This is a genomic window from Trinickia sp. HAY1-2D (assembly GCF_056754935.1).
Window position 1 is genome coordinate 4,166,367 of sequence record NZ_JBPGWX010000002.1, and the last position, 17,179, is coordinate 4,183,545.

Annotated in this window: 13 protein-coding genes and 1 tRNA gene; 5 read left to right on the forward strand and 9 right to left on the reverse strand. The window is 60.9% G+C overall.

All coding sequences use genetic code 11. The features are described 5' to 3' along the window. The first annotated feature begins 56 nt into the window (after window positions 1-56). Complete coding sequence (locus ACR9ZC_RS26390; RefSeq protein WP_440563711.1) at window positions 57-434, forward strand: thioredoxin family protein; 378 nt, start codon at window positions 57-59, stop codon at window positions 432-434. 201 nt (window positions 435-635) lie between these two features. Beyond that, a complete protein-coding gene (locus ACR9ZC_RS26395; RefSeq protein ID WP_481582513.1) occupies window positions 636-3,308 on the forward strand; it encodes a DNA topoisomerase III in 2,673 nt (890 codons plus the stop codon). A 147-nt stretch (window positions 3,309-3,455) separates the two neighbouring features. Here the strand turns inward: ACR9ZC_RS26395 and ACR9ZC_RS26400 are convergent, their stop codons facing one another. Then, window positions 3,456-4,544, reverse strand: coding sequence for a LysR family transcriptional regulator (locus tag ACR9ZC_RS26400; RefSeq protein WP_414720281.1), 1,089 nt, complete (start codon window positions 4,542-4,544; stop codon window positions 3,456-3,458). 325 nt (window positions 4,545-4,869) lie between these two features. After that, complete coding sequence (locus ACR9ZC_RS26405) at window positions 4,870-6,732, reverse strand: phosphoenolpyruvate carboxykinase (GTP) (RefSeq protein ID WP_481582514.1); 1,863 nt, start codon at window positions 6,730-6,732, stop codon at window positions 4,870-4,872. Window positions 6,733-7,042: 310 nt separating this feature from the next. Between ACR9ZC_RS26405 and ACR9ZC_RS26410 the strand changes: the two genes are divergently transcribed. Further along, the gene (locus tag ACR9ZC_RS26410) at window positions 7,043-8,056 is read left to right on the forward strand and encodes a D-2-hydroxyacid dehydrogenase family protein (RefSeq protein WP_331571244.1); all 1,014 of its coding nucleotides are present in this window, start codon (window positions 7,043-7,045) and stop codon (window positions 8,054-8,056) included. A 63-nt stretch (window positions 8,057-8,119) separates the two neighbouring features. On the opposite strand, the gene ACR9ZC_RS26415 is transcribed toward ACR9ZC_RS26410, so the two are convergent. Next, entirely contained in the window at window positions 8,120-9,001 is an 882-nt protein-coding gene (locus tag ACR9ZC_RS26415; RefSeq protein WP_481582515.1) for a patatin-like phospholipase family protein, read from the reverse strand. A gap of 262 nt (window positions 9,002-9,263) precedes the next feature. Between ACR9ZC_RS26415 and ACR9ZC_RS26420 the strand changes: the two genes are divergently transcribed. Continuing rightward, window positions 9,264-9,339 (forward strand) — tRNA-Lys (locus ACR9ZC_RS26420). 163 nt (window positions 9,340-9,502) lie between these two features. Next, a complete protein-coding gene (locus ACR9ZC_RS26425; protein ID WP_481582516.1) occupies window positions 9,503-10,198 on the forward strand; it encodes a site-specific integrase in 696 nt (231 codons plus the stop codon). On the opposite strand, the gene ACR9ZC_RS26430 is transcribed toward ACR9ZC_RS26425, so the two are convergent. The 6 genes from ACR9ZC_RS26430 to ACR9ZC_RS26455 all read right to left on the reverse strand — a co-directional run bounded on the left by ACR9ZC_RS26430 (window position 10,171) and on the right by ACR9ZC_RS26455 (window position 17,009). After that, entirely contained in the window at window positions 10,171-10,899 is a 729-nt protein-coding gene (locus tag ACR9ZC_RS26430; RefSeq protein ID WP_481582517.1) for an enoyl-CoA hydratase/isomerase family protein, read from the reverse strand. The two genes, ACR9ZC_RS26425 and ACR9ZC_RS26430, sit on opposite strands and share 28 nt — an antisense overlap. Continuing rightward, complete coding sequence (locus tag ACR9ZC_RS26435; protein ID WP_481582518.1) at window positions 10,896-12,044, reverse strand: CaiB/BaiF CoA transferase family protein; 1,149 nt, start codon at window positions 12,042-12,044, stop codon at window positions 10,896-10,898. The genes ACR9ZC_RS26430 and ACR9ZC_RS26435 overlap by 4 nt, the downstream gene beginning before the upstream one ends. A 113-nt stretch (window positions 12,045-12,157) precedes the next feature. Then, complete coding sequence (locus ACR9ZC_RS26440) at window positions 12,158-13,597, reverse strand: TIGR00366 family protein (RefSeq protein WP_481582519.1); 1,440 nt, start codon at window positions 13,595-13,597, stop codon at window positions 12,158-12,160. Between the two features lie 104 nt (window positions 13,598-13,701). Continuing rightward, window positions 13,702-14,817, reverse strand: coding sequence for a Rieske 2Fe-2S domain-containing protein (locus ACR9ZC_RS26445; protein WP_481582520.1), 1,116 nt, complete (start codon window positions 14,815-14,817; stop codon window positions 13,702-13,704). A gap of 90 nt (window positions 14,818-14,907) precedes the next feature. Continuing rightward, the gene (locus ACR9ZC_RS26450; protein ID WP_481582521.1) at window positions 14,908-15,942 is read right to left on the reverse strand and encodes a PDR/VanB family oxidoreductase; all 1,035 of its coding nucleotides are present in this window, start codon (window positions 15,940-15,942) and stop codon (window positions 14,908-14,910) included. Window positions 15,943-16,106: 164 nt separating this feature from the next. After that, window positions 16,107-17,009, reverse strand: coding sequence for a LysR family transcriptional regulator (locus ACR9ZC_RS26455; protein ID WP_481582522.1), 903 nt, complete (start codon window positions 17,007-17,009; stop codon window positions 16,107-16,109). Window positions 17,010-17,179: the final 170 nt, after the last annotated feature.

The window sequence follows — 17,179 nt, forward strand, 5'->3', positions numbered from 1 at the left end:
GGCCGCCGTGCTACATTCGCTCGAAACGCACTTCGACCGACACAGGAAGACCCAGCATGCCCGCGCTGAACCTCGATACCGACTCCGACCGGATCGCCGAGCGCGTCACCGACAGCGACACGCTCCTCGTCGCCTGCCTTTGCGCACAGTGGTGCGGCACGTGCCGCGATTACCAGGCCGAATTCGACCGCCTGGCCGAGGCGCACCCCGAGATCTGCTTCGTCTGGATCGACATCGAAACGCACGCGGACCGATTCGACGACCTCGACGTCGAAAACTTCCCGACGCTGCTGATCGAGGACGGCGTCACGACACGCTTTTTCGGCACGGTACTGCCGCATATCGCGATCGCCGAGCGCCTGCTGTCCGATCTGACCGCGTTGCCGCCGGCAGTCGGGGCGCCCAAATTGAGGCCCGCACTCGTCGCAGCCTGACCCTTTTTGTTCTTCCCGCGCCGCGGTGCTCCGGCACGTGCGATGCTCGCGTTCCGCGTTTGCGCAGACTCTGGAAAAAACCGGCTTGAAAACACAGGCCTTTTCCGATCGTGGGGCGCCCCAAGGGCGCCGTATGCTATAAAGCGGTCGTTAAAGGAACCACCATACGGGGATCGACCCCGGAGACTATTACATCCTGTCATGTCCAAAGCACTGATCATTGCGGAGAAGCCCTCTGTCGCGAACGACATCGCGCGAGCACTCGGCGGCTTCACCAAACATGACGAGTACTACGAAAGCGACGAGTACGTTCTCTCGTCCGCAGTCGGCCATCTGCTCGAGATCGCCGCGCCCGAGGAATACGAAGTCAAGCGGGGCAAATGGAGCTTTGCTCATCTGCCGGTCATTCCGCCGCACTTCGACCTCAATCCGATCGCCAAGAGCGAATCGCGGCTCAAGGTGCTGACCCGGTTGATCAAGCGCAAGGATATCGACCGCCTCATCAACGCATGCGACGCGGGCCGTGAAGGCGAGTTGATCTTCCGTCTGATCGCCCAGCACGCGAAAGCGAAACAACCCGTTCAGCGGCTGTGGCTGCAATCGATGACGCCGGCCGCGATTCGCGAAGGTTTCGCGCACTTGCGCAGCGATGGCGACATGCAGCCGCTGGCGGATGCCGCCCGCTGCCGCTCCGAGGCTGACTGGCTAGTCGGCATCAATGGCACGCGCGCGATGACGGCATTCAACAGCAAGGGCGGCGGCTTTTTCCTGACCACCGTCGGGCGCGTGCAGACGCCGACACTATCGATCGTCGTCGAGCGCGAGGAGAAAATCCGGCGCTTCGTGCCCCGCGATTACTGGGAGGTTCGCGCCGAGTTCGTCTGCGCGGGCGGTTTTTACGAAGGGCGGTGGTTCGATCCGAAATTCAAGCGCGACGAATTCGACCCGGAGAAACGCGATTCGCGGCTGTGGAGTCCGGCCGCCGCCGAGACGGTCGTGGCGGCCTGCCGCGATCAGATCGGTGTCGTCAGCGAGGAGTCGAAGCCTTCGACGCAGCTCTCGCCGCTGCTGTTCGATTTGACGAGCCTGCAGCGCGAGGCGAACGGACGTTTCGGCTTTTCGGCGAAGAACACGCTCGGGCTCGCGCAAGCGCTCTATGAAAAGCACAAGGTGCTCACTTACCCGCGAACCGATGCGCGCGCGCTGCCGGAAGACTATCTCGGCACCGTGACGAGCACGCTCGAGATGCTGAAGGAAAGCAACAACTACCTTCCGTTTGCGAAACAGGTGCTCGACAAGAACTGGGTCAAGCCCAACAAGCGGATCTTCGACAACTCCAAGATCAGCGATCACTTCGCCATCATTCCGACGCTGCAGGCTCCGAAGGCACTCTCCGAGCCCGAGCAGAAACTTTACGATCTCGTCGTCAAGCGCTTTCTGGCCGTATTCTTTCCGGCAGCCGAATATCGCGTGACGACGCGCATCACCGAAGTGGTTGGCCACCACTTCAAGACCGAGGGCAAGGTTCTCGTGGAAGCGGGCTGGCTGCAAGTCTATGGACGCGAGACGGGTGGCGAGGAAGCCAACCTCGTGCCGGTGCAGAAGGACGAGAAGGTCAAGACCGACAAGATTGCCGCCCATGAACTGACCACGAAACCACCGGCGCGCTACAACGAAGCGACGCTGCTGTCAGCCATGGAAGGTGCGGGCAAGCTCGTCGAAGACGACGAGTTGCGCGAAGCGATGGCCGCGAAAGGGTTGGGCACGCCGGCCACGCGCGCGGCCATCATCGAAGGGCTGCTCGGTGAGAAATATCTGGTGCGCGAGGGGCGCGAGCTCATCCCCACCGCAAAGGCATTCCAGCTCATGACGCTGCTGCGCGGGCTGGGCGTGAAAGAGCTCACCGCCCCCGAACTCACCGGCGAATGGGAGCACAAGCTGGCGCAGATGGAGCGCGGCAAGCTTGCGCGCGACGCCTTCATGCAGGAAATCGCGCGCATGACGCAAACGATCGTCAAACGGGCGAAGGAATACGATTCCGATACGATCCCGGGCGATTACGCGACGTTGACGACGCCCTGCCCGAACTGCGGCGGCCAGGTAAAGGAAAACTACCGGCGGTTCGCTTGCACACAATGCGAGTTCTCGATTTCGAAGATTCCGGGCAGCCGCCAATTCGAGATCGACGAAGTCGAAACGCTGCTCGCCAAGAAAGAGATCGGGCCGCTCTCCGGTTTCCGCAGCAAGATGGGCCGGCCTTTCTCGGCCATTCTCAAGCTGACGTTCGATGACGAAATCAAGAACTACAAGCTCGAGTTCGATTTCGGTCAGGATCAGGGCGGCGAGGACGGCGAGGCACCGGACTTCTCGGAACAGGAAGCCGTCGGCGCATGTCCGAAATGCCATGCGCGCGTCTTCGAGCACGGCATGAGCTACGTGTGCGAGAACTCGGTCGCCGTGCCGAAGACCTGCGATTTCCGCTCCGGCAAAGTCATCTTGCAGCAGGAGATCGCGCGTGAGCAGATGGCGAAGCTGCTCGAGGCGGGCCGCACCGATTTACTGACCGGCTTCAAGTCGTCGCGCACCGGACGCAACTTCAAGGCGTATCTCGTCAAGCAGAGCGACGGCAAGATCGGCTTCGAGTTCGAGAAGAAGGAGCCCTCGGCCAAGACGGCGGCCAAATCGAGCGCTCGCACCGCGGCTGCCTCGGCCGCCGCGTCCGATTCGGCTGCGGACGAGGCGGGCGACACGACCGTGGCGACGGCCCGTAAGACAACGGCTAAGACAGCAACCAAGACGGCCGCAAAGACAGCCGCCAAGCCGGCAGCGAAGGCTCCGGCCAAGAAGGCTGCCGCCAGAAAAGTCGGCGCGTGAGCGCGTAGCCGCTACGAGCCGCGGCGGCGCGCGCTTCGGCGTTAGCTCTATCGGCCGGAATGCCTGCCTCGGCAGACGTTCCGGGCCGTACAGCGCTGTGCGACGGCGCGCAGGGGACGCCGTCGGCCGTCCCCGCACCCCATTCATTCAGAGCGGCGTCGGCGTACTCATGCGCGAGCGGCCCGCGCGGGGCACTTTCGCGAGGGTACCGTCGTGGCGAGCCCCGGCGTACCGCTTTTCCCCGTCCTCGAGCGGCTGCGCTGTTTCGTGCTCTTGCGCGGCCACCGGAGCCGGAGCCGGCAGCGCCGTGCCGTCCTTGAGCCACAGTTCGCCCAGCGTGCCGTTCGGCGTCTGGCTGAAGTGCTCGACGAGATGGTCGATGAAAGTCCGCACCTTGGCCGGCAAATGGCGCCGGCTCGGATAGCCGATGTTCACCTCGACCTGCGGCAGCCGATAGTCCGACAGCACGCGCACCAGGTTGCCGCGCGTCGCGTCGCTACCGATCAGGTAACTCGGCAAAATCGCGACACCCATGCCGAGCAGCGCGAATTGACGCAGCATTTCGGTGTTGTTCGCCACGATCACGTTCGACGGACGCACGCGCACCTCGCCCTCGGGGCCCGTGAATACACGTTCATCTCCCCAATATTCCGAGGGCAGGCTCAGGCAGGCGTGATCGGCCAGTTGCTCGGGCCGTGTCGGCGTTCCGTGCTTCTCGAGGTACGCGGGCGTGGCGCAAACGATCATGCAGCCGGTCGTCAGGCGGCGCGTGACGATGCTCGCGCTGCGCATTTTCTGGGCGATGACGATGCCGACGTCGAAGCCTTCTTCGACAAGATCGACACCCCGGTCGACGAGCGTCAGATCGGGCAGTACTTTCGGGTAGCGTTGGACATAGGTCTGGAGCACCGGCGCGAGGTTGTGCAGCCCGAAAACGACGGGCGCCACGATGCGCAGGGTGCCGACCGGCTCATGGTTGCGGGCGACAACCATTTGCTCGACGTCTTCGAGTTCGTCGAGGATTTGTCTGGCGCGTTCGAGATAGACCTGGCCCGATTCGGTCAACGAGAGGCTGCGGGTGGTGCGGTTGAGCAACCGCGTGCCGAGCCTGGCCTCCAGGTCGGCGACATGGCGCGTGGCGACGGCGTTGGAGATATCCATCGCGCCTGCCGCGCGAGCAAAACTGCCGAGATCCGCCACTTTCACGAACACACGCATCGACTGCAAATGATCCATTGACGACTCCTGCCGCTGTGATTACTCAGAAAAAAAATTCCGAGCCAATTCGTAATTGTCCTACGACTCCGAAAACAGCGCAGAGTTGCTTCGCATCGCCGAATTTTCGAGACTAAAATCGCGACGGATCACATTAGCGGGGAAAAGGCGACGCTCAGCATGCGTAATACGTAAAAGAATCGCCCCGAGCCGGCGATTCCCTACGTACAAGCTGTCGAAGCGGTCGGATTGAACTGGAGCGAGCGAAGGCCGGCCCACGCGGGCACGGGGGCACGGCGGCACGGCGCGGGAATGATCGAATCCCCGCGCCGTCGAAAGGTCGTCGTCAGGAGGCCGCGAGCCGGCTTTCGATGCCCGCCTTCGTGCGAGTCAGCGCATCGGGCAAGCCATGACGGAGTTTTTCGAAGAGCTCGGCATGCAACGCGAGTTCGTCACGCCAGGCCGCATCGTCGATCGAGATCACCTGCTCGAACTGGTCGCGCGTGAAACCGAGGTTCGTCCAATCGATATCCTCGTAGCGCGGCGAGATGCCGAATGCGTGCTCCACGCCCTCGGCCTGGCCTTCGATGCGGCCGATCATCCAGCGCAGCACGCGCATGTTTTCGCCGAAGCCCGGCCAGACGAACTTGCCGTCGGGGCCCTTTCGGAACCAGTTGACGCAGAAAATCTTCGGCACCTTGCCGCCGAGCGACTCGATGCGTTCGCCCACGCCCAGCCAATGGCCGAAGTAATCGGCCATGTTGTAGCCGCAAAACGGCAGCATCGCGAACGGATCGCGCCTCACCACGCCTTGCTGTCCTGCCGCCGCGGCCGTCGTTTCCGAACCCATCGTCGCGGCCATATAGACGCCTTCGACCCAGTTGCGCGCCTCGGTCACGAGCGGCACCGTACTCGAACGGCGGCCACCGAAAATGAAGGCATCGATCGGCACACCGGTGGGATTCTCCCAATCGGGATCGACCGAGGGACACTGCGCCGCGGGTGCGGTGAAGCGCGCGTTCGGGTGAGCCGCCTTGCGCCCTGTCTCCTTGGCGATCGCGGGCGTCCAGTCCTGTCCTTGCCAGTCGATGAGATGCGCGGGCGGCGTATCGGTCATGCCCTCCCACCAGACGTCGCCATCGTCGGTCAGCGCCACGTTCGTGAAGATGACGTTGCCCTTGAGCGTCGCCATGGCGTTGTAATTGGTTTTCTCGCTCGTGCCGGGCGCCACGCCGAAATAGCCCGCTTCAGGGTTGATGGCGTAAAGGCGGCCGTCCTTGCCGGGCTTGATCCAGGCGATATCGTCGCCGATCGTCGAGATCGACCAGCCGCTCATGCTGGGTGGCGGGATCAGCATCGCGAAGTTCGTCTTGCCGCAGGCCGACGGAAACGCCGCCGCCACGCGGTACTTCCGCCCCTCGGGCGAGGTGACCGTGAGAATCAGCATATGTTCGGCAAGCCATCCTTCGGAGCGGCCCATCGTCGATGCGATGCGCAGCGCGAAGCATTTCTTGCCCAGCAGCGCATTGCCACCATAGCCGGAGCCGAAGCTCCAGATCTCGCGCCTTTCCGGAAAATGCACGATGTATTTTGTGTTGTTGCACGGCCATGGAACGTCGGGAGTGCCGTCGACGCGCGGCGCGCCGACCGAATGCACGCAAGGCACGAAGCTGCCATCCGTGCCGAGCACCTCGTACACCCGCCGCCCCATGCGCGTCATGATTCTCATGTTGACTACGACATAGGGGCTATCCGTGAGCTCGATGCCGATGTGCGCGATGGGCGAGCCGAGCGGCCCCATCGAGAACGGCACGACATACATCGTCCGCCCGCGCATCGCGCCGTCGAACAAGCCGTCGAGCTTCGTGCGCATCTCTTGCGGATCGAGCCAGTTGTTGGTCGGCCCGGCGTCTTCGCGGCGCTCCGAGCAAATGAAGGTTCGGTCTTCGACGCGAGCGACATCCGAGGGTGCCGAGCAGGCGAGATAGGAGTTGGGCCGTTTGGAGGGGTTCAGGCGCTTGAGCGTTCCCGCCTGGACCATTTCGTCGCAAAGACGGTCATACTCTTCCTGCGAGCCGTCGCACCAGACGATGCGCGCGGGCTTCGTCAATGCCGCGACGCGCTCGACCCACTCGAGCAACTCGCGATGTCTGACGTATGCCGGCGCTTCGATAGTCGGGGCGCCCGCCGGGGCAGATGATTGATTCATCGAGCTTGTCTCCGTTTTATGTTCGTGGAAGGGAAACGGTGGGCTCGCTGACGCTGCATGCGAGAGGCATGTGCGCAGACCTACGTCGCGCGGGCGCCGGTGGGACGGCGCGTCAGGAGCATCGCAGCTTGCGCGTCGCCGCTGCAAGCTGCTAAATAGGAACGGTCCTGCCTATCGAAGGAGGCAATCAGCATCGTAGCCCAAGCCGGTGCATGGTTCATGCCAGCTCCTTTTTTTCGATGGGTGGAACCGAGAAGGATATCACCGCGTCTATTGCGTTCATCGTGCGCTGCAAAACCAAACTTGCCCTATGAAAATTGCCATACTCGACGACTACCAGGATGCAGTTCGAAAACTCGATTGCTTTCAAATGCTTGCGAACCACGAGGTCAAGGTGTTCAACAACACCGTGCGCGGCCTCGGACAGTTGGCAAGCCGTCTGGCGGAAGTCGACGCGCTCGTGCTGATTCGCGAGCGTACGCGTGTGACCTCGCAATTGCTCGACAAGTGCCCGCATCTGCGGATGATCAGTCAAACGGGTAAGGTATCGAGCCATATCGATCTCGATGCCTGTACCGAGCGCGGCATTGCGGTGCTCGAGGGCGTCGGCTCGCCCACCGCGCCGGCCGAGTTGACCTGGGCGCTCATCATGGCCGCGCAGCGGCGCATCCCGCAATACGTTGCGAATTTGAAGCAGGGCGCGTGGCAGCAGTCGGGACTGAAAACCTCGGCTCTGCCGCCGAACTTCGGCCTCGGACAGTTGCTGCACGGGCATACGCTCGGCATTTGGGGCTATGGGAAGGTCGGGCGGCTCGTAGCGGGCTATGGAAAGGCGTTCGGCATGCGGGTGTTGGTCTGGGGGCGTGAGCACTCGCTCGAAGCCGCGAAAGCCGACGGCTATGAGGCGGCCGAAAGCCGCGAGGCCTTCTTCGAACAGAGCGATGTCCTCTCGATCCACCTCCGCCTGCACGACGACACACGCGGCATCGTCAAACAAGCCGATCTGTTGCGCATGAAGCCAACGGCGCTTTTCGTCAACACGAGCCGCGCCGAGTTGCTCGAGGAGAACGCGCTCGTCAACGCGCTCTCGCATAACCGGCCGGGGATGGTTGCGATCGATGTTTATGAGAGCGAGCCGATCCTTCAGGGTTATGGGCTGCTACGGATGGAGAACGTGATCTGCACGCCGCACATCGGGTATGTCGAGCGCGAGAGCTACGAGCTCTACTTCAGTGCCGCCTTCAAGAACATCCTTGCGTTCGACGATGGCGACGTCTCGAGTGTCGCCAATCCGGATGCGTTGTCGGTCGTCAAGCGCCGTTGAGCGAAGGGCGCGCGTGTCGGTTGGGCTCACGCCGCATGCGCGTTTGCTTGCCCGAAGCGGACATCACGCGGCCACGTCGACAGCACCGTCGGCGTGGTCGAGTTGCGGCAGGCGGCGCAAGAACGCCTCGCCATCGCGCCGGCCGAGTTCGTAGGCGGGGCGCATCAGTGCGGGCTGAGTGTAATCCCAGCTCGAGATCGGTACTTTGCTCGATGGCTGCACGTAAAGACGCCGCTGTTCGCCGTGCGCGACGACGAACATCTGTGGGCGTGGATAGCGGCGTGTCACCATGACGAGCACACGCCCCGCCGAAGAGTCGAGCGCGTCGACCGGGACATTGTCGACCATGCCGCCGTCGAGCACGGGTTTGCCATCGCGACGCAAAACGGGCGTGAAGGGCGGTGTGCAGGACGACTGGAGAATCAGGTCCGCGAGCGCATCGACGTTCGCGCAGTCCTGCGCGCGCACGTACTCCGGCCGAAAGCCAAGCGTGCGGCCTAGCGTCGGATGCAACGTCTTGCGCACGTGTTTTTCGATGTTGTAGGCGATGAGTCCCGCTGCGACCGATACGTGTGCGCCGAGCCAGCGCGGTATGTGCGAGACGCCGATGCGGATCTCGGGCGCGCTGGCCAGTTCGGCGAACGACTCGCCATAAATGTCGAGCAAGGCCTGGCGGTAGATTCGATAGTGCGGAAACACCGATGCGCCGCGGCGCAAGAGGTTGCCCCAATAGGCGTTTTTCGTGTTGCCGCGTAGCACGTCTTCGTAATAGCGCATGACCCACTGCGAATTTCGGGTGTAGAGCATGCAGGCGGTGGCGGCACCAGCCGAAATCCCGGCAATGACGCGCGGCTTCAACCCGAGTTCGGGCTGCACGACTTCCCAGAATCCGGCCTGCCACCAGCAGCGGTTGCCGCCGCCGGCGAAGACGACTTGATCGAACATGTTCGGGCGGTTTTTGAGGTTTTTGCGGATTTTTGGGCAGACTGTGCAGCGGGCCGCGGCATGGAGGCTGCGCAAGGCGCCATGATACTGGCCGCCGTCGTCTCGAATCAAAGAGGGAGTGCTCGGGAAGATGCGGGCCGTGGAGCCAGGGCTCGTGACGCTGGGGAGAGGGGCCTCGGGTACCGGCCGCGGATTTTTTTGCGAGAAATGCGTACCGGCACTAGCCAAGCAAAAAAAAGTCCTGCATAATTGACGATCTGTTGGGGCGTTAGCTCAGTTGGTAGAGCAGCGGACTCTTAATCCGTAGGTCGAGTGTTCGAGTCACTCACGCCCCACCAAAGAATTCTGTAGGTGAAAATCAAGCACTTGCGAGCGATCGCGGTGCTTTTTTTTCGTCTGTAGCCCGCATGTGTAGGCGTCAAAAACTGGCCTTTGCCGGAAATCTGCCGGAACGGAAGAATTCAGACCAAGCGATCCCAATCTGTCGCATGGAGTCTGGAAATGGCCTACATCAGCCAGCGCGGCGCTTATTGGCGCGCTGAAGTCCGCCGTCGCGGATACAAGCCCGTCTATCGTTCGTTCGACACCAAACAGCAGGCTCAGCAATGGGCTCGAAAGGTGGAGACGGAGATTGACGGTGGCGCATACGTCGATCGCACACAAGCCGAGCGAACTACGCTCCGTGCGGCACTGGAACGGTATCGGCGCGAAATCGTCCCCGAGAAGCGCCACCCCTATCAGGAAAATCGCCGCATCCAACGCTGGATCGACAACCACCTGTCACATCGAACTCTAGCGAACCTGCGTGGGGCGGATTTCGCAAAGTATCGGGACGAACGCAGGGCAGCCGGACGCGCAGAAAACACCATTCGGCTCGAGCTCCAAGCCATCAGTCACGTCTTCGAGATCGCTCGCAAAGAATGGGGCATGGAAGCGCTCGTGAACCCCCTTGAAGAACATTCGCAAACCGTCCGGCAGCGAAGCGAGGGATCGACGTCTGCGCCCCAGCGAATTCGAAAAGCTGCATGCACTCCTCTCGGCCAGCGGCGCGATGTTCGACGCCTTACTCTGCGTAATCCGCCATCGCCTTGGATCCCCGGTTTCGAGCCGCCGAACAACGCGTTCGAATTTCACGCCTCTGATCGACCGGTGGATAGGAACCTCATCGCTCAGGACTTTCTGGACGCCGACAGATAAGCCTCGACGCGCTTGTGCAGGCCAGGCGCCGCCGCCGAGCGCACCAACGCCGCGAGATCCGTATCGGCTTGCTCGGTATCCAGCGCTCGGCGCAACAACGCTCGACTTTCCGCGGGCAAAGCGCTTACGCGCTCTACGGCGTCCTCGATCACTTTAGAGTGCTCGTCCGGGCCAGCAATGCGTTCGACGAACCCGTTCGCACGAGCACGGTCGACATCGAACGTTTCAGCCGTTTCGAGAATACGTTGCGCCTCACGTGTCCCTACGATGCGCGCAAATCGGGCCGATCCCAAGACCAACCCGAATTTCAATCCCGGCATGCGAAAAGTCGATCCGGGTGCTGCGACCCGTAGGTTGCAGGCCGCAACCAGGTCGACGCCGGCACCGAAGGTTCTCCCGTGCGCGAAGGCCACGGTAAAGCATGGCGAACTCGCAACCTTATTCAGGAGCGTTTCGATTCGGATGAACCGCAGAACAAGATCTCCCTCGCTTTGCTCCAGTGCCTCGCTCATGTCAAACCCGGCGCTGAAGCAGCGGCCCTCCCCCTGCAAGACAACGACCGAAGCTTTGGCCGCTTCGGCTTCGTCGAAAGCCTGAATCAGATCTTCAACGATGCTTGCCGAAAGTGCGTTCAGCTTGTCAGCACGATTGAGCGTGATCAGCCAGTGCGTAGGTTGCCTGTCAATAACAATACTGCTCATGCCTCGATCTCCGACTTGTTGAGTAACTCGGCGTTATGCTCACCGAGCGCGGGTGGACGCAGCCGAATTTCTGACGTCTTGCCAGAGAACTTCACGGGAGATCCAAACGTCTTCGTCTGCACGCCGTTGGGCAATTCGAGCGGCTGCACCCACTCCATATGCTGCACTTGCGTGTCCGACAGTACTTGCGAGTATGTGTTGATGGGGGCGCATGGCACGCCTGCTTCGCGAAACCGCTCGATCCAGTGCTCGGCGTCTTCGTTGGCGAAGATCGCTTCCAATGACTCGCGCAGCTCGACCTGATGCTGCGCACGCAGCGTAGTCGATGTGTATCGGGCGTCTTCCTCAAATTCCGGACGCTCGACGACTCTACACACCGACTTCCACAGCGCGTTGTTGCCGGCAGCCATGCCGAAATATGTGTCGCGCGCTTTGAACGCTTGATAGGGCGCATTGCGGGGGTGCGCCGAGCCGAGCTTTTGAGGATCGCGACCCGTCCCAAAATATTCTGAAGTCTGCAATGCGGCGATGGCGAGAGTAGCGCCGAGCATCGGCACATCGATGTGTGTGCCCTCGCCGGTACGCGCGACTCCGCGTAACGCGGTCGCGATTGAGAACGCGGCATAGAGGCCAGCAGAGAAGTCGGCTAGAGGCACGCCACATTTGACTGGCGCTCCACCGGGCTCGCCGGTGATACTCATGATTCCGCTCATCGCCTGTACGGTAAGATCGAAGCCACCCTCTTGCGAGCGCGGCCCCGTTTGTCCGTAAGCGGAAATCGAACAGTAGACGATGTTTGGCTTCATCGAGCGAATACGTTCGTAGCCAAGGCCAAGGCGACCCATCACGCCGGGGCGGTTGTTCTCGATGACGACATCGGCCGTCCTGATGAGAGACTTCGCATGCTCGATGTCGTCGGGGTTCTTCAGGTCCAGCGTGACCGAGCGTTTATTGCGATTCAGCGAGGCGAAATTCTCGCTGTACCCTTCGGAGATCGGTGGCCAGGCCCGAAGCGTATCGCCCCCTTGCGGATGTTCGATCTTGATGACGTCCGCCCCCATGTCAGCGAGCAGCATGCCGCAAAAAGGCCCTGCGGCCACGTTGCAAAACTCGATGACTCTAATTCCCTGCAGCGGTTGATCCATACTTTTCCTCCAAGCGATCCGTCAAGACTATTCCGGCCTTCGCGCTCAATCGCAGCGCGTCTTGCGCCCCGCCAACATGGCGAAGCGCACATAACCGATCCATTTTTATTTCATCACCCGCCTGCCCATCCCGGCACAACCAGCAGATATAGAAAGCCGAGGAGGGAGCCAGCGGTCAGGAAGATCACGAGCGTGAATCCCAGGACACGTTGCACACCTACACCCGCGATTGCGACCACAGGTATCGCCCAGAATGGTTGCAAGAGACTGCCCGCCATCTCGCCTGCCGCGATCGCCATCGAGGTGCCTGGCAGTGATGCCCCAAGCTGAATTGCCGCCGGTATCGTGAACGGACCTTGTACCGCCCAATGGCCGCCGCCGCTGGGAATGAACAAAGTGATGACGCCGGAAGCGAGATAACTCAGAAACGGCAGTGTCGGTCCCGATGCGATTTGGATATAGGCGTGTGCCACCGTCTCGTCGAGCCCGGTCGCCCCCATGATGCCCATGATTCCACCGTAAAACGGGTACTGAAGAAGCATCGGTCCGGTAACCTTGGCTGCCTCCGTAACTGCTCCCACGTAGCGCCGCGGGCTGCCGTGCAGGCACAGTCCGGCCAGCAAAAAAATAAAGATCACCGTGTTGATGTCAAGACTCACGCCACGACGCGTCCACTGCATCGCGAGATAGCCCGCACCCGCCAACACGAACACGAGCGCACAGAGACGCGAACGGTCCAGCACACTGGCAAAGGTGCGTGTCGTCGGCTCGGCTGCTTCTTCGAGCTTCTTTTCTTCAGCTTCAAGCAGAGCGACGTCCGCGGCGATGATGTCCTTCTCAGCGGGCCGCATGAGAATGAACACGATCGGGATGAGGATCATCGCTGCGACGCCGCCTAGGAGGTTCCAGCTTGTGAACACGGTCTGCGACAGCAAAACGGCCGCGTGCGTATGCTTTTCCACGATATTGAGTGGATTACCTGGCGACGCTATCGACAACGCAATGGAACTGGACATTCCAGTGAACGCCCACAGCACCCACGAACTGTAGGCCGCGGCCACCAGCCATGCGAAGTCCACCCTGACCTTCTTGGCTACTTGCTTCGACAAGAGGGCTCCGACGACGAGGCCAAACCCCCAGTTCAGGAATGTCGCTATTGCGCCGATACCAAATACCAGAAGCACGGCCGATATCGGCCCAACCGCGAGCCGACTTATATTGCGCAATCCGGCTTTGATCAACGGCGCACTAGCAAGCGCATAACCCGTGACGAGCACAAGCACCATCTGGAACGCGAACGTGAAAATGCCGAATATGCCTTTGTACCAACCGGACAAAATCACGTCGGGCGTGCCTTTCGGCGCGAAAGCGAGTGCGAAGCACGCCACCGTCACCGTCAGCAGAATGACGATGACGAACGGGTCCGGCATCATCCGTTCGAACACATATACGCATGATGATACGGCGCGCTGTAGCAAGGTCTTGCGATCGGTCGTGTCATCCTGGACGGCTTGGGGCCTTACGGCCAACGACGAGGTATCGTGGGTTTCCATAGTGTGTCTCCTGAAGCAGGGTCGATGTTCTCGTATGTGAGGCCGCCCGGCCCATTTCGGGTATCGAATCGTTCTGTTTCAGGCGGCAGTGACCTCTCGGTTTATTACGCCACTGCGGATTCCCTCGAAGGCGCGTTTTGCTCGATTGGAGCGATTTGAAGCTCGCGTTCCTTGCGCTGCAGACCCATCAGAATCTGACGCGCGCGGCGCAGCGCTTTGTCGGTCTTGAGGAACAGCTCCGAGTACCCGTCGTCTGGATACTCCATCATGCGTTGCTGACGCTCCAGCGCCCACTGGTCCTGAGCGACGACCGCTGGAAACATCTCCGCGACCTTCCTCGCGGTCTGCATGTTCGGGTCGCTCAGCGTCGTGTGCCAGTTTTTGCAGGACACGTTCCATCGCCAGACGAGGTTGCGCTCGTCCACCGGAAAGTGGAGATGAAGAAGGGTATAGCCGCGCTCCTTCTCGGTGCCCAGCTCGCCTTCGGGTGCGACACGCATCACGACGCGGGTCAGGCCGGGACTGACCATGCAGTGCGTATGGATACGCTCGACCTCGTCGTAGAGAAACCACTCCTTGAGATACGGCGGCTGCCTGTAGCCGTGCACGTGGCGCGTCGTGCGCACGAAGGTGTGACCCTCGCTGTCACCCTCTTCCAGTGCCACTGGAATCTTGCTGTTCTCCTTGTCACCGATATTGCCGTCGTGGAGCGGATAGAAGTGTGTGATGTCCAGCAGGTTCTCAATGAGCAGCAGATAATTCGCTGGCACATGCAGCGGTGCGGGCGAGCCAATTGACAAGTTCTCGGCGTCATTGACCTCTTGGGTGCGCGGCGGGTTGACGCGTTTCGACGCCGCAGGATTTCCAGGCCAAACCCAGACTACGCCGTCCTGCTCGTGCACGGGCACTGGACTCAGGCGGGCTTGCGGAGGAATGGGCTTGTCTGGCGCGGAGGGAATCGCCGTGCACTTTCCCGAGGTGTCATAGCACAGGCCGTGGTATGCGCACTCGAGTTGTCCGTTGTCGAGCAATTTGCTTTGAGAAAGCGGAAAACGCTTATGGCAGCATCGGTCGTCGAATGCAACGACTTCGCCGCTGTCCGAACGCCACATTACGATGGGGCGACTGACAATCTTGTGCCCCTGCAACTGTCCGACGGGAAACTCGGACGAAAAGCCAATCGGGTACCAGCAATCTTTCACGTATTCGAATGTACTCATGACGTGAGTCCTTTCCAGGTCGATGGGGAACACTGAGCGGCGCGGAGAGCGACGCTCAGACTGTTGAGTTGAACAGCGTTTGGTTCTAAGTTAGAGATCGAGGACGAGCTTTGGGCTCTTCGAGCGCGAGCAGCAGATCATCATGAATTCCTCCCTATCTTCGTCATCGAGCACCGTGTCGCGATGCATCGGCTCGCCTTCGAGATAGCGCGTCATGCAGGTGCCGCAATGGCCCTCGCAACACGATGTGTCAACTTCGAAGTCATGTGAGCGCAGCACGCTAACGATCGACTCACCCGGTTGCACAGTGAAGCTCTTCCCGGTGCGTCGCAGCTCAACTTCGAACGGCGTGTCACTGGTACTCTCGCCGTTTGAGGCGTCGATGGAGGACGGCGCGACAGCGCCGCTCGCGGAGAAGCGCTCGCAGTGACGCGTGCCGGAGCTCCAATGCGAGCTAGCTGCCTCGATGGCATCCATGAAGCGACCCGGTCCGCAGTAGTAAAGGTGCGTGCCTTCCGAACAGCCCTGCAGCGTAGACACCAGATCGAGGCCCTTCCGCGGATCGCCGTCGTCGAAATGTAGCGACACGAGTCCTTGATCGATGAAAGGCCCGAGCTTGTCGAGAAACGCAGCGCGTTGCGGCGCACGCGCGCAGTAGTAGAGATGAAACGTCTCCCCCCGCTTTTGCACCTCGGCGATCATGGACATGATCGGTGTGATCCCGATCCCGCCGGCGATAAACAAGTGCCTTCGCGCCGATTCGGCAAGGGAGAAATGATTGCGCGGCGACGAAATTACGACGTTCTGACCCACTCGAAGTGTGTCGTGCATCGCCACGGATCCTCCACGCCCTTCGGGATCCTTTAGAACGGCCACCACATAACGATGACGTTCGCTCGGTTCATTGCAAAGCGAATATTGACGGATGACCGCGCCTGGGAGATGGACGTCGATATGCGAACCTGCCGAAAACGCTGGTAAGGGATTACCATCGGCACTCACAAACTCGAAAGCGTTGATATTCTCTGCAAGCGACGTGATGGACTTGAGCGTTACGTCGAGCTTCTTGGGCCGCGCATCGTCAGGACGAGCGAGCGCCTCCTCGCGCATGAGGACCGCTTCCATGTGTCTTCCTCCTTATCTCACAGCACAGTCGGGGCGAGTCCTGCGGGGACATGCGCTGTGCTCGAGGTCAAAGATAGGCTTGCAAGAGCACAAACTCAAACGAGTAATTTGCGCGAGGATCCATTAAAAAAATTGAAGTTGCGTTGCGCAGTGCACGATTACCACTACGTCTTGACGATCTTCGTTTGCTGGAAGTCGCTCACCTCGCACGCTAATTGAGCGATCGCGCGAGCGAGCGAATATGTCTGGCCGACGGGGCAAGCTGCTATGAATTCGACCGGTGCAAGGGGGGGCGTCACCTGGACGATTGCGAGCTTGTTTTGCGCGATCTCCTGCTCGTAAGAGCGTACTGGCAGGTAGGAAACCCCCATGCCCGCGATCGTCATCGAGGCAGCCACGGTGACACTCTTGCACCGGGCAAGATAACGACAGCGCGCATGTTCGATCAGAAACCAGTCTTCCAGCGCCGTGTAATGAAATGAAGATTCCTTCATACCGATGATGGGGAACTCCGCGAGGTCGCGAGGCGAATATGTTTGCCCGCCCAGTCCGAGGCCGGGGCTGGCCATCCATTGAAAATCGACCGTACCCAGAGAGAGCGTCGACACGCCGGGCGTACGTGTATGTCCTGGCGCTAGGACCAGATCCAGTTCGGCCTGGTTCAGGCTCGCCATGAGTTCCGCTGTCAGCGCTTCTTCAATCTCGAGCCGCACGTTGGGAAAACGCTCGGCGATGAGCGTAATGAGTCGCGGCAACCAGGTCGTGGTGACGACCTCTGCGACTCCGAAGCGAACGGTTCCCGATACGGCTTCCGGTGCACTCAGGCGATGCTCAAGCTCCGTCGATAGATCAAGGATGCGGCTTGCATAGTCCATCAACTCCCGTCCCTTGAGTGTGAGCCGTGCGTTTCGATGCGTTCGATCGAACAGATCGACGCCTAAGGTGCGCTCTAGTTCTCGCACACGCATCGAGACTGCGGACTGAGTCGCATACAAACGCTCCGCGGCAGCAGAGAAGCTGCCAAGCTTCACACTCCAGAAAAACGTCTCCAATTGCTGAAGGGTCATGATTGCTCCGCGTCGTATTTGTTCGAACGCCGCTTGCAAGCTTACGGGGTTCCCGCTGGCATGTTCACCAGTGAAAACGCCCTCTTGTCGTCCCACGATCCACCGCAGACTACACCGGTATCGTCGCGTGCGACGCACCCGGTCTGGGTGTCAAGGATCGGACAAAACTC

Bases quoted from the DNA above. Each gene is read 5' to 3' on its own strand.
- ACR9ZC_RS26390 (WP_440563711.1), top strand. From the start codon at position 57: ATGCCCGCGCTGAACCTCGATACCGACTCCGACCGGATCGCCGAGCGC.
- ACR9ZC_RS26395 (WP_481582513.1), top strand. From the start codon at position 636: ATGTCCAAAGCACTGATCATTGCGGAGAAGCCCTCTGTCGCGAACGAC.
- ACR9ZC_RS26400 (WP_414720281.1), bottom strand. From the start codon at position 4,544: ATGGATCATTTGCAGTCGATGCGTGTGTTCGTGAAAGTGGCGGATCTC.
- ACR9ZC_RS26405 (WP_481582514.1), bottom strand. From the start codon at position 6,732: ATGAATCAATCATCTGCCCCGGCGGGCGCCCCGACTATCGAAGCGCCG.
- ACR9ZC_RS26410 (WP_331571244.1), top strand. From the start codon at position 7,043: ATGAAAATTGCCATACTCGACGACTACCAGGATGCAGTTCGAAAACTC.
- ACR9ZC_RS26415 (WP_481582515.1), bottom strand. From the start codon at position 9,001: ATGTTCGATCAAGTCGTCTTCGCCGGCGGCGGCAACCGCTGCTGGTGG.
- ACR9ZC_RS26425 (WP_481582516.1), top strand. From the start codon at position 9,503: ATGGCCTACATCAGCCAGCGCGGCGCTTATTGGCGCGCTGAAGTCCGC.
- ACR9ZC_RS26430 (WP_481582517.1), bottom strand. From the start codon at position 10,899: ATGAGCAGTATTGTTATTGACAGGCAACCTACGCACTGGCTGATCACG.
- ACR9ZC_RS26435 (WP_481582518.1), bottom strand. From the start codon at position 12,044: ATGGATCAACCGCTGCAGGGAATTAGAGTCATCGAGTTTTGCAACGTG.
- ACR9ZC_RS26440 (WP_481582519.1), bottom strand. From the start codon at position 13,597: ATGGAAACCCACGATACCTCGTCGTTGGCCGTAAGGCCCCAAGCCGTC.
- ACR9ZC_RS26445 (WP_481582520.1), bottom strand. From the start codon at position 14,817: ATGAGTACATTCGAATACGTGAAAGATTGCTGGTACCCGATTGGCTTT.
- ACR9ZC_RS26450 (WP_481582521.1), bottom strand. From the start codon at position 15,942: ATGGAAGCGGTCCTCATGCGCGAGGAGGCGCTCGCTCGTCCTGACGAT.
- ACR9ZC_RS26455 (WP_481582522.1), bottom strand. From the start codon at position 17,009: ATGACCCTTCAGCAATTGGAGACGTTTTTCTGGAGTGTGAAGCTTGGC.